Annotated in this window: 25 protein-coding genes; 12 read left to right on the forward strand and 13 right to left on the reverse strand. The window is 70.3% G+C overall.

Going from position 1 to position 25,633, the window contains the following annotated elements; genetic code table 11:
* Window position 1: 1 nt before the first annotated feature.
* The 5 genes from QZ607_RS09915 to QZ607_RS09935 all read right to left on the reverse strand — a co-directional run bounded on the left by QZ607_RS09915 (window position 2) and on the right by QZ607_RS09935 (window position 4,236).
* Window positions 2-865: a hypothetical protein gene (locus QZ607_RS09915; RefSeq protein WP_295882318.1), complete on the reverse strand. Its 864-nt coding sequence runs from the start codon at window positions 863-865 to the stop codon at window positions 2-4.
* Between the two features lie 10 nt (window positions 866-875).
* The gene (locus QZ607_RS09920) at window positions 876-2,255 is read right to left on the reverse strand and encodes a serine/threonine-protein kinase (protein ID WP_295882319.1); all 1,380 of its coding nucleotides are present in this window, start codon (window positions 2,253-2,255) and stop codon (window positions 876-878) included.
* Window positions 2,256-2,379: 124 nt separating this feature from the next.
* Window positions 2,380-3,174, reverse strand: a complete 795-nt coding sequence (locus tag QZ607_RS09925; protein WP_295882321.1) for a MotA/TolQ/ExbB proton channel family protein — start codon at window positions 3,172-3,174, stop codon at window positions 2,380-2,382.
* Complete coding sequence (locus QZ607_RS09930; RefSeq protein ID WP_295882323.1) at window positions 3,171-3,587, reverse strand: FHA domain-containing protein; 417 nt, start codon at window positions 3,585-3,587, stop codon at window positions 3,171-3,173. Before QZ607_RS09930 ends, QZ607_RS09925 begins: the two co-directional genes overlap by 4 nt.
* 124 nt (window positions 3,588-3,711) lie before the next feature.
* On the reverse strand, window positions 3,712-4,236 hold the full coding sequence (locus tag QZ607_RS09935; RefSeq protein WP_295882326.1) for an FHA domain-containing protein: 525 nt from the start codon (window positions 4,234-4,236) through the stop codon (window positions 3,712-3,714).
* Window positions 4,237-4,425: 189 nt separating this feature from the next.
* Here QZ607_RS09935 and QZ607_RS09940 point away from each other — a divergent pair, with 189 nt between their 5' ends.
* From QZ607_RS09940 to QZ607_RS09950, 3 genes are all read left to right on the forward strand, one after another.
* Window positions 4,426-5,964 (forward strand): hypothetical protein, encoded by a 1,539-nt coding sequence (locus QZ607_RS09940; RefSeq protein ID WP_295882327.1) that lies wholly within the window; start codon window positions 4,426-4,428, stop codon window positions 5,962-5,964.
* Window positions 5,965-7,358: 1,394 nt separating this feature from the next.
* Entirely contained in the window at window positions 7,359-8,192 is an 834-nt protein-coding gene (locus QZ607_RS09945) for a hypothetical protein (protein ID WP_295882329.1), read from the forward strand.
* A gap of 72 nt (window positions 8,193-8,264) precedes the next feature.
* On the forward strand, window positions 8,265-8,603 hold the full coding sequence (locus QZ607_RS09950) for a hypothetical protein (RefSeq protein ID WP_295882331.1): 339 nt from the start codon (window positions 8,265-8,267) through the stop codon (window positions 8,601-8,603).
* Between the two features lie 137 nt (window positions 8,604-8,740).
* Here the strand turns inward: QZ607_RS09950 and QZ607_RS09955 are convergent, their stop codons facing one another.
* The 4 genes from QZ607_RS09955 to QZ607_RS09970 form a co-directional block, all read right to left on the reverse strand.
* Window positions 8,741-9,052, reverse strand: coding sequence for a hypothetical protein (locus QZ607_RS09955; protein WP_295882332.1), 312 nt, complete (start codon window positions 9,050-9,052; stop codon window positions 8,741-8,743).
* 117 nt (window positions 9,053-9,169) lie between these two features.
* Complete coding sequence (locus QZ607_RS09960) at window positions 9,170-9,916, reverse strand: NAD(P)-dependent oxidoreductase (protein WP_295882334.1); 747 nt, start codon at window positions 9,914-9,916, stop codon at window positions 9,170-9,172.
* An 87-nt stretch (window positions 9,917-10,003) separates the two neighbouring features.
* Window positions 10,004-11,848, reverse strand: coding sequence for an Hsp70 family protein (locus QZ607_RS09965; RefSeq protein WP_295882336.1), 1,845 nt, complete (start codon window positions 11,846-11,848; stop codon window positions 10,004-10,006).
* Window positions 11,845-12,525, reverse strand: coding sequence for a DUF2760 domain-containing protein (locus QZ607_RS09970; protein ID WP_295882338.1), 681 nt, complete (start codon window positions 12,523-12,525; stop codon window positions 11,845-11,847). Before QZ607_RS09970 ends, QZ607_RS09965 begins: the two co-directional genes overlap by 4 nt.
* 239 nt (window positions 12,526-12,764) lie before the next feature.
* On the opposite strand from QZ607_RS09970, the gene QZ607_RS09975 reads away from it, so the two are divergent.
* Window positions 12,765-13,028, forward strand: coding sequence for a DUF2934 domain-containing protein (locus QZ607_RS09975; protein ID WP_295882340.1), 264 nt, complete (start codon window positions 12,765-12,767; stop codon window positions 13,026-13,028).
* A gap of 7 nt (window positions 13,029-13,035) precedes the next feature.
* Here the strand turns inward: QZ607_RS09975 and QZ607_RS09980 are convergent, their stop codons facing one another.
* Window positions 13,036-13,911: an ion transporter gene (locus tag QZ607_RS09980; protein ID WP_295882341.1), complete on the reverse strand. Its 876-nt coding sequence runs from the start codon at window positions 13,909-13,911 to the stop codon at window positions 13,036-13,038.
* 453 nt (window positions 13,912-14,364) lie between these two features.
* Here QZ607_RS09980 and QZ607_RS09985 point away from each other — a divergent pair, with 453 nt between their 5' ends.
* From QZ607_RS09985 to QZ607_RS10005, 5 genes are all read left to right on the forward strand, one after another.
* Window positions 14,365-14,937, forward strand: coding sequence for a NapC/NirT family cytochrome c (locus tag QZ607_RS09985; RefSeq protein ID WP_295882342.1), 573 nt, complete (start codon window positions 14,365-14,367; stop codon window positions 14,935-14,937).
* Window positions 14,934-16,040 (forward strand): ankyrin repeat domain-containing protein, encoded by a 1,107-nt coding sequence (locus QZ607_RS09990; protein WP_295882343.1) that lies wholly within the window; start codon window positions 14,934-14,936, stop codon window positions 16,038-16,040. The genes QZ607_RS09985 and QZ607_RS09990 overlap by 4 nt, the downstream gene beginning before the upstream one ends.
* 251 nt (window positions 16,041-16,291) lie before the next feature.
* A complete protein-coding gene (locus tag QZ607_RS09995; protein WP_295882345.1) occupies window positions 16,292-16,942 on the forward strand; it encodes a c-type cytochrome in 651 nt (216 codons plus the stop codon).
* 21 nt (window positions 16,943-16,963) lie between these two features.
* Window positions 16,964-18,250: an NAD(P)/FAD-dependent oxidoreductase gene (locus QZ607_RS10000; RefSeq protein WP_295882347.1), complete on the forward strand. Its 1,287-nt coding sequence runs from the start codon at window positions 16,964-16,966 to the stop codon at window positions 18,248-18,250.
* Between the two features lie 443 nt (window positions 18,251-18,693).
* On the forward strand, window positions 18,694-20,682 hold the full coding sequence (locus tag QZ607_RS10005) for an OmpA family protein (RefSeq protein WP_295882349.1): 1,989 nt from the start codon (window positions 18,694-18,696) through the stop codon (window positions 20,680-20,682).
* 332 nt (window positions 20,683-21,014) lie between these two features.
* Here QZ607_RS10005 and QZ607_RS10010 read toward each other — a convergent pair whose 3' ends face one another.
* The gene (locus QZ607_RS10010) at window positions 21,015-22,484 is read right to left on the reverse strand and encodes a bifunctional aminoglycoside phosphotransferase/ATP-binding protein (RefSeq protein WP_295882350.1); all 1,470 of its coding nucleotides are present in this window, start codon (window positions 22,482-22,484) and stop codon (window positions 21,015-21,017) included.
* A 176-nt stretch (window positions 22,485-22,660) separates the two neighbouring features.
* Between QZ607_RS10010 and QZ607_RS10015 the strand changes: the two genes are divergently transcribed.
* Complete coding sequence (locus tag QZ607_RS10015) at window positions 22,661-22,861, forward strand: DUF2892 domain-containing protein (protein WP_295882352.1); 201 nt, start codon at window positions 22,661-22,663, stop codon at window positions 22,859-22,861.
* A 127-nt stretch (window positions 22,862-22,988) separates the two neighbouring features.
* Here the strand turns inward: QZ607_RS10015 and QZ607_RS10020 are convergent, their stop codons facing one another.
* Complete coding sequence (locus tag QZ607_RS10020; RefSeq protein WP_295882353.1) at window positions 22,989-23,453, reverse strand: CopD family protein; 465 nt, start codon at window positions 23,451-23,453, stop codon at window positions 22,989-22,991.
* 90 nt (window positions 23,454-23,543) lie between these two features.
* Window positions 23,544-24,236 (reverse strand): 6-phosphogluconolactonase, encoded by a 693-nt coding sequence (gene pgl, locus QZ607_RS10025; protein WP_295882355.1) that lies wholly within the window; start codon window positions 24,234-24,236, stop codon window positions 23,544-23,546.
* 267 nt (window positions 24,237-24,503) lie between these two features.
* On the opposite strand from pgl, the gene QZ607_RS10030 reads away from it, so the two are divergent.
* Together QZ607_RS10030 and QZ607_RS10035 are read left to right on the forward strand one after the other, a co-directional pair.
* On the forward strand, window positions 24,504-25,079 hold the full coding sequence (locus QZ607_RS10030; RefSeq protein ID WP_295882357.1) for a response regulator: 576 nt from the start codon (window positions 24,504-24,506) through the stop codon (window positions 25,077-25,079).
* Between the two features lie 146 nt (window positions 25,080-25,225).
* Entirely contained in the window at window positions 25,226-25,585 is a 360-nt protein-coding gene (locus tag QZ607_RS10035; protein ID WP_295882358.1) for a TusE/DsrC/DsvC family sulfur relay protein, read from the forward strand.
* Window positions 25,586-25,633: the final 48 nt, after the last annotated feature.

The raw sequence follows: 25,633 nt of genomic DNA on the forward strand, positions 1-25,633 counted from the left end.
GTCAGGTCCTCGGCTGATGGGCACCGCAGCGCGGTGCGTGTGCATCTCTCCGCGGTGCGTGGGGACGGGCGAACGCCCAACTCAGTCCGCAATGAGGAGGGAAGCATAGATATATCCACTCGCGTCCGGGCAGTGCAGCCAGTGTCTGCCCGAAGTAAGGCGTTCTCCCTCCAGCAGGCGATCGCACTGCACCACCTCCCCCGGCGCGAGCTTCGCCACACGCCGTCCGCTTGACGAGCTCGGCGACGAGCGCACCGCAACGCAGCAGGATCGTCGCCGGCGTGTTGACCTGCACGCTCCTCCGCCCCACGCTGCTCGCGCAGTCGGCGCAGGCGCGCCTCCTCGGCCTCGTGCTCACGGGCGAGGGCAGCGAGGGGCGCTGCTTCGGCAGCGCGGCGCTCGGCGGGCTCGCGCTCTCGCGCCGCGGCCTCGGCGCGCAGCTCAGCTGCGGAGGCCTCCATCTCTGCACGCAGCGCACGCAGGCGTTGCGCCTCTGCGCGCTGTGCCGCAGCCGTTTCGGCTCGTCGGCGCTGTGGGCGACGATCGTTGCAGCGTCAGCGGCACGCACGGCCAGAGCCCGCGGCAGATACTCCTTGATGGCGACCCGGGTCTCGAGGTGGCGATCGAAGCCGAGGTAAGTGATGCCGAAGCCGCCGGGCCTGCCGAGCAGCCGGCCGAGCAGCCGGCCGAGCAGCCGGCCGAGCAGCCGGCCGATGATGAACTGCCCATGCAGCAGGGTACCGGGGCGCAGCACATTGGGCGCTCGCGTCACCGCAGCGTCGAAGCCGCAGACGGCACGGGGTGCGTCGCCGCGCGAGGCGTCGAAGCAGCCCGGACAGAGGTCGGCGGTGCAGGACTCGAACATGCTCGGGGCCTCAGAGCTCGCCCAGCAGCGTGAGCACCGCGACCCAGCCCCAGAGCGTCATGGCGACATCGCCGACGACAACGAGCTTGGAGAGCACGCCCCAGACCTTGCTGCCCGTGAAACGGTCCGCGGCCCGCCAGGTGCCGACCAATGCGACGACGCGGTAGGCAGTGAACAGCAGGAGTACGAGCAGCAGGACCGGTAGGGATTCGACGAGGTTCAGTGCGAACCCCACGAGCACCGACACCAGCACCAGGTAGAGCCAGAAGGTCTTCGCCAGGCCAAAGTCGCCCCGCCACAAGCGGGGAAAGAACGCCTGCGAGCGCTGGCTGCCGCCGGCGCCGGCATCGGCGGTGTCCTCTGACCGGAACGCGGCAGCCGGCGGATCGTGCCGTACCGGCGGCGGCGGTGCCGCACCGGCGAGGGCCTGCTGGAACAGCTGCACGGTCTGCGGGCGCTGATACGCCTCGACTTGCAGCGCATGCCCAATGGCATCGCTCACGGGGGCAGAGATGCCGTAGCGGCTGGCGGGCTCGAGGGTATCCCGGCTCATGCGCTCCGGTGCGGGCGGCGGCGTGCGGCCGGTGAGCATGCGGTAGAGCACGGCACCGGCGGCGTAGAGGTCGGTGGCCGGCCCCTGGCGACCGCGCCGATGGTACTGCTCGAAGGGGGCGTAACCGTCGGTAACCACCACCGACAGGGAGCGCGAGCGCTCGCCGATGGCCGTGCGCGCGGCGCCGAAGTCGATCAGGATCGGGTTGACGCCGCCACCCTCGATCTTGGCCAGATAGATATTGGCGGGCTTGATGTCGCGGTGCAGAAAGCCCTGGGCATGTACGGCACGCAGCCCGTCCAGCACCGGCTGCATCAATGCCAGCGCGGTGTGCTCGGGGACACGGCCGTCAGGCTGCGCCCCAAGATACTCCGCGAGGGACACACCACGATAGTAGTCCATGGCCAGGTAGGCGGTGCCGTTGGCCTCCAGGAACCGGCGCACGCCGACGATGTTCGGATGATGCAGCTGCGCGAGCGTGCGGGCCTCGCGCACGAACTGGCCGAGCCCGTGGCGGAACAGATCGCCCTCCTCCTGGCTCTGCGGCAGGATCGTGCTGCCGTCCGCGGCACGTACGACCAGATCGCGCGGCATATACTCCTTGAGCGCCACGCGTTGGCCATCCTCACGGTCGAAGGCGAGATAGGTGATGCCGAAGCCGCCCGGCTTGCCGAGCACCCGCCCCAGCAGGAACTGATTGCCCACCAGCGCACCCAGACCGATGGCACTCGGCGGTCGCGGCTCGCGTGGATCAAAGCCGCAGTACCCGCAGACACCCGCCGAAAGCGGCGCGACGAAACAGCCGGGACAGAGGATGGCGGGGTCAACTGGTGACATGCGGAAGCTCCCTGTCATTCCTTGTCCGTCGGGATTATCGCCCATTCATCGGGCGCGGTCATTAGATCGAGCCCAGTAATTTGTCGCCCCGCCCGTTGTCGCCCAGTCCGGGGACAGCGCTCCCTCAGGCGGTTGCGTCGCCCACGTGCAGTCGGTTGATCAGGTTGGTCAGCGTCTGGTTGCCGGCGCGGTTCAGGGCGGACTCCTCGCGCGCCTGCACCAGGTTCAGCAGCAGCACCAGCACGGCGCTCTCCATCAGGGCCACCAGCGTCGTGTAGAAGCTGATGCCGAGCGCCGCCGCGATGTCGGCCAGCGGCTGCTCGGTGGCGGTCGGGTCGATCTGGCTCAGAGCCAGCGCGATACCCACCACGGTGCCGATGAAGCCGATCGTGGGAATCACCCACACCAGATAGCGCAGCAGGGCGTAGCGCAGGTCGAGGCGGTGCTGGATCAGCTCCAGGCTGCTGTTCAGCACGCTCACGGTCTGGTCCACGGAGCGGCTGGCCATGAACTGCAGGATGCAGAGATCCACCAGGCTCGGCAGAAAACCGTGCTCCTCGTCGTAGCGATGCTTCACCGCGGCACGGATGGGCGCGAGGTTGTGCACGCCGAGCACGGTGCGGTACTCCTGCGGCAGCAGCCCGGCATGGGTGAGCGCCAGCTCGCGCTCGGCGATGCGCCAGCGCACGAAGAGCTCACCGAGGCCGACGAAGAAGAGCAGGTGCATCAGGTTTTGCACCGTGAACGGATACACGAAGGGCGAATGCGCGGGCGGCACCGCATGCCGATCCAGCAGCAACACCGCGGGGCCACTGCCGGCCGGCAGTGCCAGCGACAGCGCAGTGACGAAGAGCACACCCGCCAGCAAGGCGAGCGGCAGCACCAGCAGGCGGTCCGGCTTCTCCCAGAGATCGCTCATGCGCCGCAGCCCGGGCACGGCGAGCCTACGACCTTGACCCGTCCGCACTCGCAGCGCTCCAGCTCCCGGTGCCCGGCGGCGGGCGGTGGCCGCGGCGCTGCCGCGTTGCCGACAGGCTGGCCGAGCTGCGGGTACTTCATGCGCAGAGACTCCAGCAGCTCACGCATGCCGATGCTGACGTTACCGAAGCGGATGCGATCGAGCGGCGAGACCAGCTCCTGCCGCAGCGGTACCTCGCTGCCGTCCGTGAGCACACGGTAGGTGCCGTTGCGGCTCTTGCAGTCCGTGAGCAGCAGCTTGCCGTCACCGAGGAAGCTGAGCTCTGCATGCCATGTGCTGACCGTCTCGTCCGCGATGGCGATATCACAGCCGCGGTCGCGCCCGATGGTGAACTTGTCTTTGCTCCGCTCCAACGCCCTTGCCTCCTACCGCAGCCGCTCCCGGTCACAGCCCGTCGGCCCGCCTGCGCGCAGCGGGCTTCGCGACGGCTCCTGCCGATACAGGCGCGGATTATAGCGGCTCCCGGTGCAGCGCGAATCAGCGCCGTGCCGGCTTGCGCCGGCCGCCGGCGTCGCCGCAATCGCGAAAGACCAAGACGGTGCCGCCCATGGTGATGCTGTTGCCGTCGCCGAGATTCTGTTTGGTGATCGGCCGACCGTTCACGCGGGTGTGGCTCCGTACAGAGAGGTTGTTGATCTTGTAGCGGCCGTCTTCCCAATAGATGACAGCCTGACGCCCATCCGCGGCCTTGTCCTTGAGCACCACCTGGTTGTCCTGGTGGCGCCCGAGATAGATGAGGCTCCGGCCGTCCAGCGGGTAGTACCAGCGCATGCCCTTCGCCTCCAGCCAACGGCGACGCGGCGCGCTGCCGGCCGCGGGGCGATTCTGTGCAGGGCTGAGGGCGCCGCGCCTCCAGTCCCGGTCGAACTCGATCCGGACTTCGGGAGGCCAGGCCCGCAACATGCCGGACCCCTTGCGGTAGTCTTTAAACAGCAGAATGAACAGGATCGCAAAGCCGATCCCCACGAAGATCACTACTGCAAAGAATGTCGCGGCGGTCATGGCCTTTCCACGATGATGGATGTTCCGCAGGGCGTGCGCGGGACGGCGTCCGGGACTCACTCACCCGCAAAGGGGTCGCCGCCAGCCATGCAGACGCTCCACTCCAGTATACGATTCCGGGGATGTCGCGACACGCAGCACCCCAGCGCCACGCCCCATGACAGGCAGATTCAGAGGCTTAAGCCCTGCTTGCAGCCGCGCCCCCGTGCGCCACCGCAGCCTCAAGCTCCCCGGGCTCGGCCGTGTACTGATCAGCCACCGCCCGCCGCTGTCCTGCGCACTCTTGGGCGCGCGCAGCCCTGGATCATCTTCAGCCCGGGCGCCCTCACCCGCCCCGGCGACTACCCGGCGCTGCTCGGCGCCCTCACCGCCGCCGGCGCCGTCGTGCTGACGCTGGACTACCAGTGGCCCAGGCTCTTCGCCGGCGATGCTGCCGAGCTCGCCAACCCCCTGCGCGCGGTCTGGCGCCTTGACAGCGCCCGGCTGCCGGCGCGGGGCATCGCCAGGCACGGACTGCCGTCGGCACCGCGGCGCCGCGGCAGTGCACAGGGCCCGCCGATCCGCATCCTCGGCTACAGCCTCGGCGGCTGGGTGCTGTCCGCCGGCTTCGATGCGCCCGTCCGCGGCCGGGCGCTGGAGATCGCCCTGCTTGGCACCTCGAGCCTTCGCGAGCCCTGGCGGGCGCCCAACCGCCGCCGGCAGCGCATCCGCCTGCTCGCCGGCACCGAGGACGGCGTCATCGACCCAGCCGCGCTCAGCCAGCTCTCCGCCGCCCTCGCCACCGACATCGATCATCACCGCGCCGAAGCACCCGATACCGCCAAGCACAGCAGAACACAGGGACGCCCAACGATGCACACCCTCATCACCCGCCACAGCGCCGACCACCGCTCCCGGGTCCTGCGCCCCGACGGCGAGGCCGGCGCCGAGGCCGAGCTGGCCGCCCCGGACCAGGTGCAGGTGCCGGGCCGGCCGAACAGCCACCTGCTCGCGGACCTCACCTGGTACCTGGAGCAGTTCCTGGACTACCACATCCTGCTGGTCATCGCCCGCCCCTGCGGCGAGGACGACGTCGGCTACCACGCCCTGGCCCGCCCGCTGGTGGAACAGGTGCAGGCCCGCGGCCTGCCGGTGCGCGTGGACGTGCTGCGCCCGCCCACCTTCGCGCAGCTCCAGGCGCACCTGCGCCGCCACCCCGGCCGCCACCACATCGTCCACTTCGACGGCCACGGCGGCTATGGCCCGGCCTCCGGCACGACCGGGCACGGCGGCACACCCCACAGCTTCCGCGGCGTCGAGGGCCGGCTCATCTTTGAGGACGCGGCGGCCGCGCCGGACCCCATCCCCGCCGCCAAGCTCACCGCCCTGCTCGGCGAGCACCGCCTCCCCATCATGGTGCTCAACGCCTGCCAGTCCGCGCGCATCGACGCCCGCGCCGATGACCCCTTCGCGTCCGTCGCCCGACCGCGCCGACACGGACTTCCAGCAGGTCCTCGACGCCCTGGACGGCCACCCGCTGGGCATTCGTGCCGTGCTGCTGCGCCTGGCCGACACGCCGCCCAAGCAACTGCACGCCGAACTCGAGGCCGCCTTCACCGGCGCCGACGGCGACGACAGCACGCGGCGCATCTTCGCGGCGCTGCACCTGCTGGACGCCGGGCTGCCGGACGCCTACGCCCCGCTGCTGGCGCTGATCGGGCCGCACCGGCGGTTTCTGGACATCGATGATCTGGAACAGATGGCCAAGGCCGCTGGCACGCCGCTGCCGCGGGCGACGCTGGAGCAATGCATCGCCGCACTGGAGGCCGGCGGGCTGCTGCAGCACCAGGGCCAGGGCATCCACCAGCTACACCCAGCGCTGAGCGGCTTCCTCGCCGAGGGTTATCCGCCGCCGGAGCCAGCGCGGCGGGCCTTCGTGGACTTCATGGGCCGCTATGCCGATCGGCTGGCGCCGAAGAAGCTGTACGAGCAGCGTGGCCCCTTCGCGGTCCACGGCGGGAGCTTCCACCAGGCCCTGGCGCTGGCGCTGGCGGCGGCCCTCGGCATGGACCGGGACGTCGCGGCGCTGACCCAATCCCTCGCCGCCCATGCCCAGAACCTCCGGGACCTCGCCGCCGCCGGGCGGCTCTTCGAGGCGTTCAAGGACCACTGCGAGGCGCGAGATGATCAGGACTTGCTGGCCGGCGCCTACCACCAGCTCGGCATGATCGCCAAGGCACAGCGCGACTTTGCCGCTGCCGGAGCATGGGCCTTGAAGGCGATCGGCGGCCTCGCGGGGGTCAACGACCGACACAGCCTGGGCATCGCGCTCGGCAGCTTCCTGCGGATCCTGCGAGCCGCCAATGCCGCAACCCAGACCCAGCCCCGGCAGGCCTGGCAACAGGCCGGCCGGGACCAGATCGGCGACCTTGCCGAGCTGGAGCGCCGATTCGCGGAGCAACCGACCGATGCCTGGCCCCACCGCCGACCCCGCCCGCAACCGCGCCCTGCTGCTGACCCGCGAGCGTGCCGAGCGCGTTCAACTCGTTCCGAAGCTCTGCTTGGGAATGCGGTCACGAAGCTCTGCTTGAGCCCGGGAAGCAGAGCTTCCCGACCCGGTTCCCAAGCAGAGCTTGGGAACCAGCGGAGCCTCTCATGTGTGAGGTCCCGTTCCGACTGTGCCGGCCGCTGACGCCCCCGGCGCGGTGGCGCAGGCAGCCGTGTCCGCGGCCGGACCACGCCGAGTGTTTCGGTCCATCGGGTAACGGCCAGCCACGCCTGCAGCCAAGCCTGGCAATCAGCCGCTTACATGAGCGAGTCATGGGTGGCAAGCCCACCCAGCGCGCTTTGGCACCGAGCGCGTCGGGCGTCCGCGCATTAGGCCGTCTGTCGGGCGGACTGCATCGGGCTTCTCCGGATGGTCATCTCGGGCGCAGATACTAACGCGATCCCGTGTCGCCGTGCTTACCCAACGACAGCATCGACGGCGGGCGCCTTCCGCCCCCTGGTCTGCGCCGCCGGCAACCTCGAAGGATGTCGCCTCTTGGTCAAGGCCAAGCGCTGGTACAGCCCCGAGCAGTCTATTCCCGAGCGGTCTATATTCACCCGATGTCGCCCCACCCAGCCCAGCCGCGCCCCGCGCCATGACCGGCAGATTCGGACGCCCCAACCCGGCACCGGGCCGCGGCATGGTCCGCCACCGGCGCCTGCGCCTGCCCGGCCTGGGGCGTATGCTGATCAGTCACCGCGCGCTGCGGAGCCCACGCACGGCCGGTGCGGACAGCGCGCCTGGGGCGGCACTGCACACCCCGAGGCGCGCGCCGCCCTGGATCATTTTCAGCCCCGGCGCCCTCACCCGCCCTGGCGACTATCCGCAGCTGCTGGCCGCCCTCACCGCCGCCGGCGCCGCGGTGCTGACGCTGGACTACCACTGGCCCAGGCTCTTCGCCGGCGACGCCGCCGAGCTGGGCAAGCCCATGCGCACCGTCCGGCGCCTGCGAAGCGGCCGGCTGCCGGCGCGGGGTCTCGCCCGGAACAGCCTGCCGCCACCGCCGCGCAGCCGCGGCGGCGCGAAGGTCCCACCGATCCGCATCCTCGGCTACAGCCTGGGCGGCTGGGCGCTCGCCGCGGGCTTCGACGCGCCGACGCACGGCCGGTCGCTGGAGATCGCCCTGCTCGGCGCCTCCACCCTGCGCGAGCCCTGGCAGCCGCCCAACCGCCGCCGCCAGCGCGTGCGCCTGCTGGCAGGCACCGAAGACGGCGTCATCGACAGCGCGGCCCTGAGCCGGCTCGCACAGGCCTTCGCCACCGAGATCGAATGGCTCGACGGCGTCAACCACTTCGGCCTGCTGAACGATGCCGTCGGCGCGCCCGACTTTCGCGCCCGCGACCGCACCACCCGCCTCAGCCGCCGCCGGTGCGCCGAGCGCGTTGCCCGCCGGCTTCTCTCGGCACGCAAGCGCCGGCCGGCGGCTTGAGCCCGAATAGACAGCATCCGGCGCCGGCGACACAATATCCCGGCAGCACTCTGAGCGACCGCGGCTTGGCCCATGGAGACACTTGGCAAGATCCTCATGTTCGGCGGCCTTGGCCTGATGCTCTTCGGCGCCATGCGCCTCAGGGCATCGCGCCGCGGCCTGCTGCACCTCATCGCCCGCGGTGGCCTCTTCCGCGGCCCAGAGGCGAGTGCGCCCGATGCGGAGGAACGCCGGCGAGCGCTGAACGCCCTGGCCCTCGGCTTTGCCTACCTCGGCGGCGGGCTGGCGCTGACGCTCATCGGCGTGCCCTTGGCGCTGCCGCCGTCCGCCGACTGTGCTGCGGGGGTGAGCGCCGCCGGCGCCATTCAGAGCGCCTGCCGCGATGGAGCGAGCCCCGGCGCGGCCTTCTGAGGGCGCCGGCGGACCGACCAATCCCCACATTCGGCTCCGACGCCCCCGCGTCGGAGCCGACTGCGGTCGCTCCAACACCCCGAATGGGTTTCGCTGCGCTCTACCCAGCCTACAAAGCGTCTCTGCGGCCCAGGTCGCTAGTTCGGACCGGTGCGGCTGATGATCCGGCCGGACTCCTCGCCGAGCTTCTGAAGCGCAAACACCCCGCTCATCTCCCGTGCCCAGTCGGCGGCGAGCCGGCTGGAGGCCTTGGCCTGAGCTTCATCCTCGAACACGCTCACGGTGACGACGCCCGGCAGACCGTCGCCGCCGAGACCGGTGACGATGACCTGATAGCTGACGAAGCCGTCAAGGGCACTGAGCTTGGGCATGAGAACAGCATCCGCTTTCTCGCGCAGGAGGTCCGGATGCCCTTTGACGAGCTGGTAGCGGCGAATCGAGCTGTACATGGCAGGGGGCTCCGGGGCAGTGGTTGCAGACGCCTGAACAACCATAGCCAATTCTCGGGACATCGCACGACAGGCGGGCGCGGAACCCGGGCCTGAGTTGCTTCAGCGCAGGCAGGCTCAACCTGTTCCAGGGACGGCTGCCGCATCGCGGTTGTAGAGCACCGGCATCCGTCCCCGCCAGGTGGCCCACAAGGCATCGTCGGTGATCAGCGCGGCCATGCAATGGGCGACGTTGATGCGGGACGTGGCGCCGGCGTCGAACAACGGGCTGCGGGTCGGCGCGGGGTGGAGGTCGTAGGGGCTGACGGCGTCCCGATCGACGAGACTGTCCGGACGCAGCGCGACCCACTCGATGCGGGGATGCTGTGGGCCGATGTCGGTGCGCAGGCGCTCCGCCGCCTGCTCATTGTCGGCATGGGGCGGTACCAGCGCCCGCAGCAGCGCGAGGACGAGGCGCTCGCGGGCGCCGCGGGGCTCGTCGAGATCGCGGTGGGCGACACCGGCGGAGGACATGAGCACGAAGCGCACCGGCACAGACGGGTCGCCGGCCTCGATGGCCCGACAGAGGCGCCGGACCGCGTCGGTCACCAGCCGGCGCGGTGGCCCGAAGACGCCGCGCAAGGTCATCCGGTGGCCGAGACAGGAGGCGACCGCCCGGCAGCCCGCCACCCGCTCGGCGAGTGCCGCGTCCGAGAGGTCCAACAGGCTCGCCACCGCCAGTTCCAGGCCCGTATGGCGGCGGAGTCCGTCGGGCAGCGCGTCCGCCGAGCGGACGATGGCCCGGACGCGCTCGCCACGGGACAGCAGCTCGGCAAGCAGCAGGCGCCCGGTGGCCCCGGTGCCGCCGACGACGAGGATGGTCATGGGAAGCCCGCCAATGCAGGGCCGCGCCCGGCGCCGACAAGAGGTTGGCGCGCCGGCAGACCCGCCGCCCGCCAACAGCGCACTGCCCTACTCCCCCGACTGGCCGCGGGTATTGAAGGCCACCTGCCAGGGCCCCTCGTCCCCCACCAGCGGGAGGGCGGTGAGCTCCAGGGTGCCGACCTCGCTGACGGAGGCCCGCAGGCGCACCGGTACCACCTCGCCGCGCTTGCGGCCCTCCGCCGGCAGGTTGGTCTGGATCTCTTCCAGCTCTTCCAGCTCGTCCTCGGGCCATTCCTCCAGGAGGTCGCCCACCTGGTCCTCGCGGCGCACGCTGGAGCCGAAGAAGCGAAAGCGCACCGGCTCGCCCACCACCAGCCCGAATTCCTGGGGCGCGGAGACGGGCTCGGAGCCCTCCTCCAGCCCGAAGGGCACGACGCAGAGCGCCTGGAGCTCCGGCTCCATGCCGGGGATGGCGGGCATGCTGCGCTCGACACCGACGTAGTAGGAGTGCGACGTGCCGCCGCGGATACGTACGCCGCCGTGCTTGCGCACATAGGCATAGAAGGCGGCGCCGCGGGCCACGGCGAGGTCCAGGTCCCGCGCCTCCAGCAGCCGTGCGGGCGGGGCGTCCTCGGCGGCGAGCCAGTTGTTGATGACGTCCAGCACCCGCTCGCGCAGCACGCCGGCGTTGAACACGCCGCCGTTGAAGAGGATGGCGGTGGGGTGCAGGAAGGTGGCCCAGTGCGCGTGCTCGACGAAGCCCTCCAGGTCCTCCGTGGCGCCCGCCTGCCTGGACAGGAAGGCCGCCAGATGGCGGGTCACGGCCGGGTCCTGGGCGAAGGGCAGCCCGACCTTGGTGAGCGCGCCGCGGGCACGCTGGGTCGGATGCTCGGTGACGGCGACCTCCGGGAAGAAGCCGTCGATGAGCACGGCGGCCACCTCGGCCCGGGTGAGCTCGGTGCGGATGCTGCCGCCGATGAGCTTGGCGCCGCGGCTCGGCACCACCACCGGCACGGCCTCCAGACTGTCGTCCGCGAGCAGCATCTCCTTGGCCTGGCGGCAGCCGTGGGTCAGGGCCTGGAGCTGCCAACGGTCCAGCTCCACACCCTGGGCCTTGAGCTTCTGCTTCACCAGGTGCGCCAGCGTCAGGTCCATGTTGTCGCCGCCGAGCAGGATGTGCTCGCCGACGGCGACGCGGGTCAGCTCCAGGGTGCCGTCCTGCTCGGTGACGGCAATGAGGGAGAAGTCGCTGGTGCCGCCGCCGACATCCACCACCAGGATGATGTCGCCCACCTTGACGTCGTGCCGCCAGCGGCCCCGGCTGTCGTTGACCCAGCTGTACAGGGCCGCCTGCGGCTCCTCCAGGAGCACCAGGTGCTCGATGCCGATGGCGCGGGCGGCCTCGGCGGTGAGCTCCCGCGCGGCGGGGTCGAAGGAGGCCGGCACCGTCACCGTCACCTCCTGCTCACCCAGTGGGTCGAAGCCGTGCAGGCCGTTCCAGGACTCCCGCAGGTGAGTGAGAAAAGCGACGCTCGCCTCCAGCGGCGACACCTGCGGGATCTCCTCCGGCACCTCCGGCGGCAGGATGGGCGCCTTGCGGTCCACGTCCGGATGACACAGCCAGCTCTTGGCGCTGGAGACCAGCCGGATGGGCGTGCTCGAGCCCTGCTTGCGCGCGAGCTCGCCGATGACCTGCTCCGCCGGTGCCGGCCAGGGCAGGCCGAGGTCGCCGGGCCGGAACTCCTCCGGGTGCGGCAGGTAGAGGAAGGACGGCAGCATGGGCCGCTCCTCCACCGAGCCCGGGTCCACCAGCTGCGGGATGGGCATCAGCTGCTGCTCCACCTCCTCGCCCTCGCACTTGGCGATCTCGACGAAGGACAGCGCCGAATGGGTGGTGCCGAGGTCGATACCGATGGCGAAGCGACTGCTCACAGCTCCACCTCCGCGGGTGCCAGGATGCGCACGTCACGGCTGCCCGTCACCTTGGGCAGCCGCACCTCGGTGGCGCGCCAGCCGCGGTGCATGAGCGCACCGGTGAAGGGGGGCTCACCCACGACATTGCCGATGGGGCGCACGGCGGACGGGTCGAAGCCGCGCTCCAGCGTCACCTGGCTGCCCTCGGCCTCGGTGCGCACCGGGGCGATGCTGAGATAGTCCTTCAACACCTTGTGGCAGCCATCGTGCACCACCCGGGCGGCGGTGCCGATCTCCTGGTCCGAATAGTGGGTGATTTCTTCCTGCAGGAAATCCACGAAGCGGCCCTCCTTCTGCAGCAGCCCCAGCAGCACCAGCGCCGAGTCCGGCGGGGCCTCCTGAAGCTTGGCCGCGGGCTGCGGCAGCGGCGGCGGCCGCGCGCCCGCACCGCGGCCGGGCAGGGGGCCGGGCAGGGAGCTGGCGCCGTCCACGTAGAGATCCGTCAGCAGGCGCGCGTACTGCGCATCCGCCAGCGCCCGCGCGAAGCTGTAGGCGGCGATGGGCAGGCGCTTCAGCACGATCCAGGTCTTGCGCGCGGCAACGCCGAGCCAGTGCCAGGCGATGCCGAGCCAGATCTTGACCCTCGCGCGCACGGGCTTGAGGCGCTCCGCAATGGACGACGTCGGTTCAGTCATGCAATCGGACCCTCGGGGCAGGATGCGGATACTGCGGCGCCGCCGGCCTGGGCGGCGGTACCGGGCGGTCGGGATCGGCGCGCCGGGCCGCGCAGCCGCGCATCTTACCGCGCAGGCGCAGGGTCTTCATCTGCGCGCGCACCGCGCCCGGGGGATGCCGGCGCTGATGACAGGGAAACCGAGGACGCCGGCGCTGGCATAATCGCGCCTGTCTATCCGAACTGCCGACCCGATGTTCCATGGGCCAGCACCCAGCCGCACGCGCCGACAATGGCGCACCGCCCCTCGACCCCACACCCGCCGAGCGCGCCGAGATGATCGCCGTCGCCGCGTACTACCTCGCCGAGCGGCGCCGCTTCGCCCCCGGGGGCGCCGAGGCCGACTGGCTGCGCGCCGAGGCGCAGATCGACCGCATGCTGACGCAGGCCCGCGCCGCCGGCGTCGGGCGGGCGGCCTTCGACCGGCTCGGCCTGCGCAACGCCCTGCAGCTCTGGGCCGACTGAGGCCGGGTCAGCCGGGCTCGGCATCCGAGCTCCCGCGCGTCGTCGCCGCTCCGTCCCCACCGCGCTGCTGTGCGCGCAGCAGCTGCTCGATGCGCGCGAGCCGCCCCTCCATGGCCTCCGTGTGCTCGCGGATCCAGTGCACCTCCCCCGCCTCGCCCGTGCCGTTGAGCCGGTCCATGCGCTCGTGCTCCTTCTGAAGTGTCTCCAGCACGATACCGATCATCATGTTCAGGAAGATGAAGGCGATGACGAAGATGAAGCTCAGGTAGTAGGCCCAGCTCAGCGGGTAGACCGCCATGGTCTCGTACATGACATCGGTCCAGTCCTCGAAGGTGGCCACGCGAAAGAGCGTCAGCATGGCAATGGAGATGTTGCCCCAGAGCGTTTCATTGATGCCGTGAAACAGGATGCTGCCCACCGCCGCATAGATGTAGAAGATGATGAACATGAGCAACGACACATAGCCCATGCGCGGCACGGCGCTGACGAAGGCGTTCAGCAGCACGCGCAGCTCCGGGATGATGGAAACCAAGCGCAATACCCGGAAAATACGCAGCAGCCGGCCGAGCAGCGCCATCTGGCTCTCTTCCACCGGGATCAGGCTGGCCACCACGATGATGAAATCGAAGACGTTCCAGCCCTGCGAGAAGAACCGGCGCAGATTGCCCTCGGCGAGCATCCGCACCGTGATCTCCGCGAGGAAGAACAGCGTCACCGCCACGTCGAGGACGTTGAACACCGCGAGCACGCGGGGCTTTACGTCATAGGTGCTGGCGCCGATGACCAGCGCCGAGACGACGATCACGACGACGACGAAGGTTTCGAAGAGCTTGTTGTCTTTAAGCGCGGCAAAGCGGCGCTGCAGGGCTTCGAGGGACGACATCTGGGCCTCTCGGAACGGCGGGTCGGTACAAGTCGGCAGGCTGGGGACGGGTGCTCCGGGCCGGCGCCGCGGCCACTCAGGTCAGGCCCTGGGTCCGGGACCGCAGGGGTTCCCTGCCCCCGGGGGCCCGGCCGGTCATGGGCCGAATCCGCAGGCGGCTCCGGAGCCGGCGCGGCGCCGCCGACCTCACGCTTGCGGCGCCTGAAATGGTGCCTGTGGACGGCTCCCGGGAGGGGCTCTGGGGTCTTGAGCAAAAGCCCGGGGCGGCCTGAAGGGCCACCACAAGCCAGGTTGGCAACGGCCGCAGGATGTCATAGTATCCACGGCGACTGACAACAAAGAACCCGACGACAAGGTATCACGGGTCAGCCGCAGCTCCCCGCCCCATCGAGCCCGGCATTACACCACCACGGCAGCATCGCCGAGGTCACCACCGCCAAAGTGAGGATTCGCATGTCTGCGCAAGAAGGCCGGCGCGGCCGCAGCAGCACCCGGGGTCGCCTAGGCAAGCTCATTGCAGTTGTCCTGTTGTTCGTCTTCGGCGTGGCCTTTGCCGGCGCCTTCAACGCCGGTATGGCCTACACCAACGAGATGGAATTCTGCGTCTCGTGCCACACCATGGAAATCAATTACAACGAATATAAGGAAAGTCTTCACTACAAGAACCAGTCCGGCGTTCAGGCCACCTGCGCCGATTGCCATGTGCCGAAGCCCTTCGTGCCGAAGATGATCACCAAGGTCATCGCGGCGAAGGACGTCTACCACGAGATCATCGGCACCATCGACACGCCGGAGAAGTTCGAAGCCCACCGCTGGGACATGGCCACGCGGGTCTGGGACAAGATGCGCCGGTCCGACTCCCGCGAGTGTCGCTCCTGTCACGAGTTCGGCAACATGGACCTCTCCGAGCAGGGGCGCTCCGCCCGCAGCCGCCATTCCCGGGCGGAGGAGAAGGGACAGACCTGCATCGACTGCCACACCGGTGTCGTGCACCTGGAGCCCTTTGAGCCGGACGACGACGCATGAGCGCCGCCACCGATGCCGCCACCGGCCCCCGCGCGTCGATCACGCGACGTGCTCGCCACGGCCTGCGTCACGGCCTGAGCAAGCTGGCCCCGGGACTGGCACTGACCCTTGCCCTCGGCACCGGCCCCGCGCTCGCCGAGGCACCGGCGACGAGCGCTGACGACGGTGTGCAGGCCGGGAGCCGGGTCCGTTCACCGGAGGCGGCACGGAGCGATATCGCTGGGGATCACGACGGCGACCTCGGCAAGGACCTGCGCATCGCCGCAATGATCGACGACGCGCACCAGGTGGAAACGCTGCTCGCCACCGGCGCCGACGTGAATGCCGCGAGCCGCTTCGGCAAGACGGCGCTGATGTTCGCCGTGGAGGGCGGCAACCTGAACACCACCGCGCAGCTGCTCAATCACGGCGCCGACGTCAACGCGCGCACCGCCGCCGGCTGCACGGCACTCACCTTCGCCGCCGAGAACGGCCACATCGGCCTGACGGCGCTGCTCATCGAGCGCGGCGCCAACGTGCACGACCGTACCCGCGCCGGCTGGGACTCGCTGATGATCGCCGCGCGTTACGGCATCGCGCAGATGGTGCAGCAGCTCCTCTTCCGGGGCGCAGACCCCAAGGCCGCCGACAAGGATGGCCGCACAGCGCTGATGCAGGCCGCCGTCCGGGGCCACACGGACGTGGTGCAGCTGCTGCTCAACGCCGGCGCCGACGTGGACGCCCGCGACAACGAGGCGGCCACCGCGCTTATCATCGCCGCCGACGCCGGCCACGTGGACACGGTGGAGACGCTGCTCGCCTACGGCGCCGACGTGAACGCCCGCGACGCCCTCGGCGCCACGGCGCTCATCTGGGCCGCCAACCGCGGTGATGCGGCTGTGGCAAGGACCCTGCTTGCCCACGGCGCCGACCCGAACATCAAAGATCACGACGGCAACTTCGCGCTGCGCGAAGCCGTCGCCACCCGACACAACGACCTCATCGCCCCACTGCTGGAGCACCGCGCCGACCCCGAGCTCACCGACGCCGAGGGCAGGACCGCCGCGGACCTGGCACGGGTGAGCGGTAACGACGAGGCCGTAACCGCCCTGATTCAACCCTAGGCTCAACCCTAAGCTCAGCCCCAATGGCTCAGCCCCAATGGCTCAGCCCCAATGGCTCAGCCCACCAATGGCTCAGCCCACCAATGGCTCAGCCCAAATGGTGCAGCACCAGTGGCTCAGCCCCAGCCGGGGCTGCACCGGTGCCCAGATGCACGGATCATGCGACCGCGAGCGGTTCCGCAGTCCGGCATGGCGGAGCGTCGCACCTCCGCCCGATCCGCAAAGCCTGATCATTCCGTGAAGGAGGAAGTATGGCCAAAGCAACGATGATAACGGCCCTTGTGAGCGGCGCACTGGCCCTGGGCCTGTCCGCCGGCGCCATGGCCGACGACGACATGCCCACGGGCAAGATGCTGGTGGACACCTGCGCCGGCTGCCACGGCACCAACGGCAACAGTGTCGGCCCGGCCTCGCCCACCATCGCCGCCATGGACCCCTACGTTTTCGTGGACATGATGGTCGCCTTCGCCGAGGAGGACACCTACTCCACCATCATGGGCCGCATCGCCCGCGGCTACACCGAAGAAGAGTACGAGCTGATGGGCGAGTACCTGCACAGCCAGCAGTTCCAGCCGGCGGAGCAGGAGTTCGACCAAGCCCTGGTGGACAAGGGTGCCGAGCTGCATGACAAGTATTGCGAAAGGTGCCACATCGAGGGCGGCAAGCCGGTGCCGGATGAAGAGGATTACTACATCCTCGCCGGTCAGTGGACGCCCTACGTCGAGTACGCCATGAGCGACTTCCGCGAAGACCGGCGCATCCTGCCGAAGAAGATGGGCCGTAAGCTGGAGCGCATGCTGGAAGCGGAGGGCGAAGAGAGTCTCGCCGCCCTCTACGCCTTCTACGCCGCGTACACGGACTTCGAGAGCTTCGGCGCCGGCGACGATGACGACGACGAATAAGCGAGCAGGAGGACCAGCCACATGAGCATGAACAGACGTGATTTCGTCAAAGCCACCGGCGCCGTCGCGGCGGTGGGCGCCCTCGGCGCGCCGACCATTGCCCTGGGCCAGGGCAAGAAGGTCGTGGTGGTCGGCGGCGGCACCGGTGGAGCCACCGCGGCCAAGTACATCAAGATGGCGGACGACAGCATCGACGTCACCATCATCGAGCCGAACAAGGACTACTACACCTGCTACATGAGCAACGAGGTCATCAGCGGCGTCCGCCAGCTGGATGACATCAAGCACGGTTACGACGGCCTCAAGGCCCGCGGCATCAAGGTCGTCCACGAGGCCGCCACCGCCATCGATCCCGAGGCCAAGGTCGTCAAGACCGCCTCCGGTGAGTTTCCGTACGACCGCTGCATCGTCTCCCCGGGCATCTCCATCCTCTACGACAAGATCGAGGGCTACAGCAAGGACGCGGCGCAGAAGATGCCGCACGCCTGGAAGGCCGGCGAGCAGACCAAGCTCCTGCGCAGCCAGCTGGAGGCCATGGACGACGGCGGCCTGGTGATCATCGCCGCGCCGCAGAACCCCTTCCGCTGCCCGCCCGGACCCTACGAGCGCGCGAGCCAGATCGCGCTGTACCTGAAGGAGGCCAAGCCAAAGTCGAAGGTCATGATCCTCGACAGCAAGCAGAAGTTCTCCAAGCAGGGCCTGTTCACCCAGGGCTGGGAGCGCCTGTACGGCTTCGGCACCGACAACAGCATGATCGAATGGCAGCCCGGGCCGGACGCCGGCGTCAACCGGGTGGACCCGGAGACCATGACCGTCTACACCAACTTCGACGAGTACAAGGCCGCAGTGGTCAACGTGATCCCGCCGCAGGCGGCAGGGCAGATCGCGCTGGACGCTGGTCTGGCGGACGACAGCGGCTGGTGCCCGGTGGACATGAAGACCTTCGAGTCCACCCAGCATGCGGGCATCCACGTCATCGGCGACGCCGCCATCGCCACAGCCATGCCCAAGTCCGGCTATTCCGCCAACAGCCAGGGCAAGGTGGCCGCCGCCGCCGTGGTGGCCCTGCTGAACGGCGAGGAGCCCGGCGTGCCCTCCTACGTCAACACCTGCTACAGCATCATCGGCAAGGATTACGGCATTTCCGTCGCTGCCGTGTACCGGTTGAGCGAGGACGGCACCACCATCGCCGGTGTCGAAGGCGCAGGCGGCCTCACGCCGTCGGACGCACCGGACTTCGCCCTCGCCCGCGAGGTGGAGTACGCCTACAGCTGGTACGACAACATCGTGCACGACATCTTCGCCTGATGCCGAGCGGGCGCCGGTCAACGGAATAAGGCCCGCCCGCCCAGCGCAGCACCGACGTGCAAGGGGCCGCAGGGCCCCTTTTTTGTGCCTGCCCACCGGCGCAGCCAAGGCGCCGGTGACGATGCCGCACAGGCCGACTGATACCGCGCAATATGCGCGGAGTCGCGCCTGTCTCGGCCCGCGTTGCCGCGGCATAATCCGCAGCCGAGACGGGTTGGACCCGCGCTGACGGTCAGCGCGCTGTCATCACCCAGCCGGCTGCATACCCCAAAGAGGGCGCCCGTGGACTGAGCCGGAGACCCGCTGAGCGAGGTCGCGGCACGTCTGCACCGACAGCGCCTGCCGCCGGTCCGAGTACCGGGTCTCCTCGCCTTGCACAGGCAATGCCGATCCACGGCCATCGCCGCAGAACAACAGCACCAGATCACCGCCGGAGAGAGTAGATGTCCACGCACACCGACCAAGATCCGAACCTCTGGAAAATCCTCTTCTGGCTCTTGTTGGCCTGCCTCATCGGCGTCTATCTGATCTACGACCATCACACCGGCCTGGTGCAGGCCAAGCTCGGGCGCGCCGAGGCCGCCCTCGCCGATGCCCGTGGGCGTCTCGCGTCGGTGGACAGCGAGCTCGCCGAGCGGGCCGAGGCCACCGCGAGCGCCGAGCAGCGGATCGCGGCACTGCGCAAGGAGCACAAGGCCGCCTCCGAGGCACTGGAGGCGAGCCATGCCGACGCCTTGTCGTCCCTACAATCCCAGCACGCAGACGCCGTCCAGGGCCTGAAGTCCGAGCACTCCGCCGCCGTCGAGGCCATGCAGCACGAGCACACCCAGCGGGTGAGCCGGCTCGAGAGCGACCTCGCCGCAGCGCGGCAAGCGGCGGCGGACATGGAAGCGGCGCTGGCCACCGCAAGCGAGGAGCGTGCCTCCATGGAGCAGGAGCTCGCGCAGAACAAGGCCTCGGTGACGGCGCTCAACGAGCGGCTGGTGGAGATCACCGAAGAGAACCACGAGCTGAACGCCAAGCTCGCCGCGGACAACGAGACCATCGCCGGCCTCAATTACGAGCTGAACAGCGCGAACCAGCTGGAAGCGGCCCTGCGCGACAAGCTGGAGCGCGGCGCCGCACGCCAGGAGCGCCTGCAGACCCTGGTGGACAAGGAGGAGGCCGCCATTCTCGACCTTCAGGACAAGCTCGTGGCCTTGACCCGGGAGCGCGAGGTCCTCGCCGCGCGCGCCGACGACGCCGCCAACAAGGTGGCCGGCGAGCCCACCGAGTGGCAGGAGGAGCTCGCCGCGAGTCAGGCCGTGGTCGCCGAGCTGAAGGCGGAGCTGGAAGCGGCGGTGCAGGAGCGCGAAGAGGCACAGGCCAGGGTGGCGGCCGGCGCCGCCGACGACGGCGCGGCCGAGGCCCGCACAGGCGAGCTGGAGGCAGCCCAGACCCGCATCGAGGCCCTCGAGGCGCAGACGGCGGAGCTGGAGCAGCAGCTCGCCACCCGCGATGCGGCGCTTGCCAAGGCGCGGGAAGAGGCTGCCGCGGCCGCCGATGCCGCGGACACCGCGGCGCTGGAGGCGAAGATCGAATCGCTGCAGGCGGAGCAGACATCCCTCGCCCACGCCCGCGAGGCCGCGGAAACCGCCGCCGCCGAAGCCCAGGCGGCCCTGGAGCGCGAGCGGGCGGCGCTCGCGGAGATCCGCGCCGCCCTCGACGCCGAGCACGCGCAGCGCCTCGCCGACGCCGATGCCGAGCTGACGGAAGCGAAAGCAGCGCTCGCAGAGCAGCAGGCGGCGCTGGCAGCCGAGCTTGAGGCGGCCCGCCAGGCGCAGGCCGACGCAGACGACGCCGACTCGGCCCGCATCGCCGAGCTGGGCGCACAGGTGGAGGCATTATCCGCCGACCTCGCCGAGGCCGAAGCGGCAGGTGCTGCGCTGGAGGCCAAGCTCGCCGCCGCCGAGGCCGCCCACGGCGAGGCCCTGGCCGCGGCGCAGGCCGCCGGCGAGGCCTCGGCCGAGCGCATCCGGGCACTCTACAGCGAGGCCGCGGAGCTCGGCGGCCGACTCACGGACGAGGGCATCCTGCTGAGCCTCGCCGGCGACGAGCTGCAGTTCCCCTCCGGTGCGGCCACCCTGCCCGAGGGTGACCTGCCGGCGCTGGACCGCATCGCCGACTTCCTCAAGGCACAGCCGGGGCTCACCATCCGCATCGAAGGGCACACCGACAGCTCGGGCAGCGCGGAGATCAACCAGGCGCTGTCGCTGGCGCGGGCCGAGGCGGTGATGCAGGCCCTGGTGGCGCGGGGCGTACCCGCCGGGCGCATCAGCGCCGCCGGTCTCGGCGCGGAGCGGCCCATCGCCGACAACGCCACCGAGACCGGTCGGCGCGAGAACCGCCGGGTGGAGGTCTACGCCGTGCGCCAAGGCGAGGGCGAGGGCTGAGCCCGCAGGGCCTGCACCGGCCTGCACAGACCGCCGCTCTGCTCCCTCTGCTCCCCGGTGGCGCGGGCTTTCGGGCGGCGTCCGGCCGGGTCTTGAGCCTGAGAGATGCTGCTGAGCCTGTGCGGTGCGTGGGGCGTGGGGCGTCCGCGCCGGGCATCGAGCCCGGCGCGGACGCGGGCCGACAGGATGTCGGCGCTCCCAGGTCGGCGCTCCCAGGTCGGCGCTCCCAGGTCGGCGCTCCCAGGTCGGCGCTCCCAGGTCGGGGCTCCCGGGTCGGCACTCCCGGGTCGGCGCTCCCGGGTCGGCGCTGCCCGGTCAGGACTCCCGGGCGTTCAAGCCGACAGCAGTCGTGCCAGCCGATCGAGCGCCGGCGGCTCGCGGCTGTCGATGAAGATGGCCCGCGCCCGCTCGGCCGGTGTCAGCGCTTCGCGTGCCCCGAGCTGGCGCTCCAACACCGCGAGGTCCGCCTCGGAGGCGTCGTCCCCGGCGGCGTAACGCCCGGCCACGCGGCGGCGCAGCACGGACACGGGCGCATCCAGCGCCAGAATGTCGAAGGGGCAGCCGTGGGACTCCGCCAGCAAGCGAAACGCCCGGCGCCGCACCGCCGACAGAAAGGTGGCATCCACCAGCACGCCATAGCCCAGCCGCAGGCATTCGCCGGCCAACTGCAACAGACGCGCATAGGTGCGCTCGCCGGCATCGGCGGCGTAGATGCCGGCGCCGGGCTGCGCGTCGGTACGCGCCAGGGGCGGGAGTCCGAACAGGCGCTTGCGCTCCACGTCCGAGCGGATGTGAATGAGCGGCAGCTGCGCCGCCAGCGCCAGGGCGAGCGAGGTCTTGCCGGACCCCGAGAGCCCGCACAGGATCATCAGCCGCGGTGCCTCGGGCTGGCAGCTCAAGGCGAGCGCCCGGCGCACATAGGCGCGCAGGGTGTCGTCCTGCGCAGCATCGCCGTGGTGGTGCTGGGCCGCACCGATGGCGGTGACCTTGGCCCGCACCATGGCCCGGTAGACGCCATAGAACCGCAGCACGGCCAGCGCGGCATAGTCGCCGCTGTGCATGAGATAAGCATTCAGCAGCCGGCGCGCCTGTGCCGTCTCCCCCGCCTCGGCGAGGTCCATCAGCAGGAAGGCAAGCTCGCTCGCGGTGTCGATCCAGCGCAGGTCGGGGCTGAACTCGATGCAGTCGAAGATCAGCGGCCGGCCGTCGAGCACCGCGATGTTCCCGCGATGCAGGTCGCCGTGACCCTCGCGGATGTGCCCGTTGCGCCGACGCGCCGCCAGGGTCTCGGCGAGAACCTCCGCCTGGGTCCGTGTCCACTGCTCCAGCCGCAGCAGCTGTGCCGCGAGGTGACCTTGCGGGGTGACGGCGTCGCGGATCACCGCGAAATTCTCCACCATGAGTGCAAGCACCTGCGCCGGCTCACCGTAGTCGGTGTCCCGGGCGGCGACGGGCGCATCGGCATGGAATGCAGCGATGCGTGCCGCCAGTGCATCGGCGATCTCCGGCGTCAGCGCCCGCTGTGTCAGGAGTGCCGATTGCGCGAAGCGGCGCATGTGCACGGCATACTCCAGCACCGGGCCGTCGCCGCCGAGCTGCGGCGCCTGCGGCGTGCCCGTGATGGCGACGACGCCGAGGTAGAGCTCGGGCGCCAGCCGGCGGTTGAGCCGCACTTCCTCGTGGCAGAAATGGCGGCGGCGCGCCAGCGTGGAGAAATCGAGGAAGCCCAGGTCCACGGGCTTCTTCAGCTTGTAGGCGTCCTCGCCGACAAGCAGCACCCGGGAAATGTGCGTCTCGTGCACGGCGACTTCCCCCGCCGCCCCCAACCGCTCCCCCAGCCGCTCCACCAGCGCCGCTTGCCGACGGTCAACAGATTCGCGCTCAGAGGCGGAATCAGCGCCCTGGGTGCTTGCGCAACACACTGTTTCTCCCCATGATTGGGACATTGAGACACACACAATCAGAGCCGAGGTCAACCATGTCCATCGAACGCATCGTGCTCGCCGTCGCCGGCAGCTTCATCCTCATCTCCGTCATCCTCGCCTACACCGTGAGCGAATGGTGGCTGCTGTTCACCGGCTTCGTGGGCCTGAACCTGCTGCAGTCGGCCTTCACGGGGTTCTGTCCCCTGGCGACCATTCTGAAGAAGTTCGGCAAGGAGCCGGGCCCAGCCTTCTGACCGGCCTTATGCGCCCCTCGTCGAACGGCGGCTCGCACCTCCGAGCACGCGACAAAGGCCCCCGAGCGGGGCCTTTTTCGTTGCACCTGACACGCCCGGACCGCTGCGGTGGGCCGGCGCTCGGGGCTCATTGCAGATAGCGACCCGCGGAGCCCAGCATCGCCGTCGCCAGCCCGAGGGCGAGGTTGATCAGGATGATGCGCCGGATGGTGGCGACCCGTGCCGCCGCCCCAGCCCAGTCCTGCTCGCCCACGCGCTGGCCCAACGCCCGATAGGGGACGAAGTAGATGTAGGCGAAGAGCGCCGTCATGACCAGCGCCAGCGCCATCATCACGTGCACATGCCAGCCCATGGCGCCGTCGTAGATGCCGAGGAAGATCCAGAAGCCGCTGGCCCAGAGCACCACGACGGCGAGCCACACCCAGACGAAGAAGCGGTCGAACACCGCGAGCAGGAGCGGCAGGCGCTGCGGCGGCTCCAGACGCCGCTGGGCCGACTGGCGCAGCGCGAAATGCGCGAAGAACATGCCGCCGATCCAGATCACGGTGGCAAGCTGATGCAGGGCGATGGCGATGGCGAGCTGAAGCGTCATGGTACTGCGTTGCTCTGAGGTGACGAGAACCGGTCGGGAAAAGGCTGGGTGACGGCCCGGGCTGCGCTGCGGGCCGGCGCGGTCCGCGGCTCAGCGCGCTGCCGGCGCTGCCGCCGCGTCCAGCAGCACCAGTGCATTGCCGCCCACGGCCACCCGCGCCACCGGCAGCCCCTCCCCCGCCTGCCAGCGCGACACTGCCGCCTGCTTGGCGGCGCCGGTGACCAGCACCAGCATGCGCCGCGCGCGGCACAGGGCGGACGGCGTCAGCGACACCCGGTCCGGCGGTGGCTTCGGTGCATCATGCACCGGCATCACCAGGGGACCGGGCCGGATTTCGTGGTCGGGGAACAAGCTCGCGGTATGGCCGTCCTCCCCCATGCCCAGCAGCACCAGATCGAACGGCATTGCGGCCGCCACCACGGGCTCGTAGGCGGCGGCCGCGGCATCCGCGCCCAGCTCCGCCGGGATCGCGTGCACCTGTGCCGCCGGGATGGGCACCTGCCGCAGCCAGGCGTCCTCCACCGCACGGCTGTTGCGCGCCGCGGCGTCCGGTGGCAGGCAGCGCTCGTCGCCGTGGTAGAGATGCCAGTGTGCCCAATCCGCCTCCGCCCCGGCGAGCAGCCGATAGGCCGCGAGCGGCGTCGAGCCGCCCGCGAGCACCAGCCGGAAGGCGCCGCGGGCGCTGATGGCCGCCGCGGCGGCCTCCAGGACCATCTCTGCCGTGGTGGCGGCCACGGCGGCTGCGTCTGCAAGGACGCGTGTCTCAACGCCGGTCAACTGCATGCTGTCCCCCTCTCGATCTGCCCGCTGCGACGGCGCCCGCCGCGGCCGCTGGTCCGCCATGGCCCCGCGCGCACGTGCCGCTGTCCGGGCCCTATGGTACGGGCTGACGGCCATCCTGGCCCAGTCGCGAAGCGGCCGGGCCTGGGCAATGGCCCTGCCGGCACCTACACTGCGGGGCTGCGTCGGCGCCGGCGGCCACTGCAGTGTGCGCCGGAGCCCGCCCGCCCTGCCCGGCCCGATCCATTCCATCTGCCTGATCCGTTGCGCATGTCCCGTCCTGATGTTCTCCTGATCGACGCCTGCGACGCCGCACGCTACAGGCTGCGTCTTGCGCTCAAGTCGCTGGGCGCCGAGGTGCGCCAGGCGCGCAGCGTCGAAGCGGCGCTGCCGACACTGCGGGCGCGCCAGCCCGATCTCATCATCACGGCGCCGACGCTGCCGGGCATGAATGCCCTGGACCTGCTGGCGCTGCTGCGCACGGGCACCGTCAAAACCCCGCCGCCGCTCGTCATCCACTGTCCGGACGGCGATTGGCCCCTCGCCGAGGCCGCCACCGCCCAGGGCGCCCTCGCCGTGGTGTGCGGGGACGCGCTGGGTGCGCACCTGTCCGGATGGCTGCAGCAGGCAGCCTCAGCCCGACCGCCCAGCAGCGACGCCGGCCCGCTGAAGGCCCAGCCACGCCCTGCCGGCACCGCCCCGGACGCCGCGCCGCCGACGCCTGCCACCTCGGCCACGCTGCCAGGCCCTTCACCGCACGCCCGGCCGACAGCCCGGACGCACTGCTGGGGGCAGACACTCGCCGGCACCCTGCTGGGGCTCCTGATGGGACTTTGGATGGGATGATGTCGGCCGAGCGATGCGCATCTGCCGGCCGGTGAGGGTGCGCAATGAGCTTGACGCCCGGGGTGTGGTCCAGTACCACTAACTTTGCCGATGCGTCGCCGGGGGGCGACGCGCGAGCCGCTGACAACCGAACGAGGACGAGCTCCATGGCAGAGACGATGCAAGACATCCTGAATCCCGGTGCCAACGCCCGTGACCCGGACTTTCCGGACGCACCGGAGGATTGGACGCGCGCGAGTGCCGAGGCAACCGCCAAGTCCGAGTCGATCGAGCTGACGGACGACCACTGGGCCGTCATCCGTGCCTTGCAGCACTTCTTTGCGGCTGATGAGGCGCCGAGCGTGCGGGCGGTGCACGACGCCCTGGATGAGCGCTTCCACGGCAAGGGCGGCATCAAGTACCTGTACGGCATCTTCCCGGGTGGACCCGTTGCCCAGGGCTGCCGGCTGGCCGGTCTGGAGCCACCAGCGGGGGCCGTGGACCCCTCCTTCGGCAGCGTACAATAGCTCGTCGCGGGCAGCTGCCGGAACGGCGGGAGCACAACCGCCGTCGAC

It is taken from the genome of uncultured Thiohalocapsa sp. (genome assembly GCF_913063425.1).
Taxonomy (GTDB): domain Bacteria; phylum Pseudomonadota; class Gammaproteobacteria; order Chromatiales; family Chromatiaceae; genus Thiohalocapsa.

Excerpts from the sequence above, each read along its gene's own strand:
- QZ607_RS10000 (WP_295882347.1), top strand. The coding sequence starts at position 16,964 with ATGAGCATGAACAGACGTGATTTCGTCAAAGCCACCGGCGCCGTCGCG.
- QZ607_RS09960 (WP_295882334.1), bottom strand. The coding sequence starts at position 9,916 with ATGACCATCCTCGTCGTCGGCGGCACCGGGGCCACCGGGCGCCTGCTG.
- QZ607_RS09970 (WP_295882338.1), bottom strand. The coding sequence starts at position 12,525 with ATGACTGAACCGACGTCGTCCATTGCGGAGCGCCTCAAGCCCGTGCGC.
- pgl (WP_295882355.1), bottom strand. The coding sequence starts at position 24,236 with ATGCAGTTGACCGGCGTTGAGACACGCGTCCTTGCAGACGCAGCCGCC.
- QZ607_RS10030 (WP_295882357.1), top strand. The coding sequence starts at position 24,504 with ATGTCCCGTCCTGATGTTCTCCTGATCGACGCCTGCGACGCCGCACGC.
- QZ607_RS09995 (WP_295882345.1), top strand. The coding sequence starts at position 16,292 with ATGGCCAAAGCAACGATGATAACGGCCCTTGTGAGCGGCGCACTGGCC.
- QZ607_RS10005 (WP_295882349.1), top strand. The coding sequence starts at position 18,694 with ATGTCCACGCACACCGACCAAGATCCGAACCTCTGGAAAATCCTCTTC.
- QZ607_RS09935 (WP_295882326.1), bottom strand. The coding sequence starts at position 4,236 with ATGACCGCCGCGACATTCTTTGCAGTAGTGATCTTCGTGGGGATCGGC.
- QZ607_RS09915 (WP_295882318.1), bottom strand. The coding sequence starts at position 865 with ATGTTCGAGTCCTGCACCGCCGACCTCTGTCCGGGCTGCTTCGACGCC.
- QZ607_RS10020 (WP_295882353.1), bottom strand. The coding sequence starts at position 23,453 with ATGACGCTTCAGCTCGCCATCGCCATCGCCCTGCATCAGCTTGCCACC.
- QZ607_RS09955 (WP_295882332.1), bottom strand. The coding sequence starts at position 9,052 with ATGTACAGCTCGATTCGCCGCTACCAGCTCGTCAAAGGGCATCCGGAC.
- QZ607_RS09990 (WP_295882343.1), top strand. The coding sequence starts at position 14,934 with ATGAGCGCCGCCACCGATGCCGCCACCGGCCCCCGCGCGTCGATCACG.
- QZ607_RS09950 (WP_295882331.1), top strand. The coding sequence starts at position 8,265 with ATGGAGACACTTGGCAAGATCCTCATGTTCGGCGGCCTTGGCCTGATG.
- QZ607_RS10035 (WP_295882358.1), top strand. The coding sequence starts at position 25,226 with ATGGCAGAGACGATGCAAGACATCCTGAATCCCGGTGCCAACGCCCGT.
- QZ607_RS09925 (WP_295882321.1), bottom strand. The coding sequence starts at position 3,174 with ATGAGCGATCTCTGGGAGAAGCCGGACCGCCTGCTGGTGCTGCCGCTC.
- QZ607_RS10015 (WP_295882352.1), top strand. The coding sequence starts at position 22,661 with ATGTCCATCGAACGCATCGTGCTCGCCGTCGCCGGCAGCTTCATCCTC.
- QZ607_RS09980 (WP_295882341.1), bottom strand. The coding sequence starts at position 13,911 with ATGTCGTCCCTCGAAGCCCTGCAGCGCCGCTTTGCCGCGCTTAAAGAC.
- QZ607_RS09945 (WP_295882329.1), top strand. The coding sequence starts at position 7,359 with ATGACCGGCAGATTCGGACGCCCCAACCCGGCACCGGGCCGCGGCATG.
- QZ607_RS09920 (WP_295882319.1), bottom strand. The coding sequence starts at position 2,255 with ATGTCACCAGTTGACCCCGCCATCCTCTGTCCCGGCTGTTTCGTCGCG.
- QZ607_RS09975 (WP_295882340.1), top strand. The coding sequence starts at position 12,765 with ATGGGCCAGCACCCAGCCGCACGCGCCGACAATGGCGCACCGCCCCTC.
- QZ607_RS09985 (WP_295882342.1), top strand. The coding sequence starts at position 14,365 with ATGTCTGCGCAAGAAGGCCGGCGCGGCCGCAGCAGCACCCGGGGTCGC.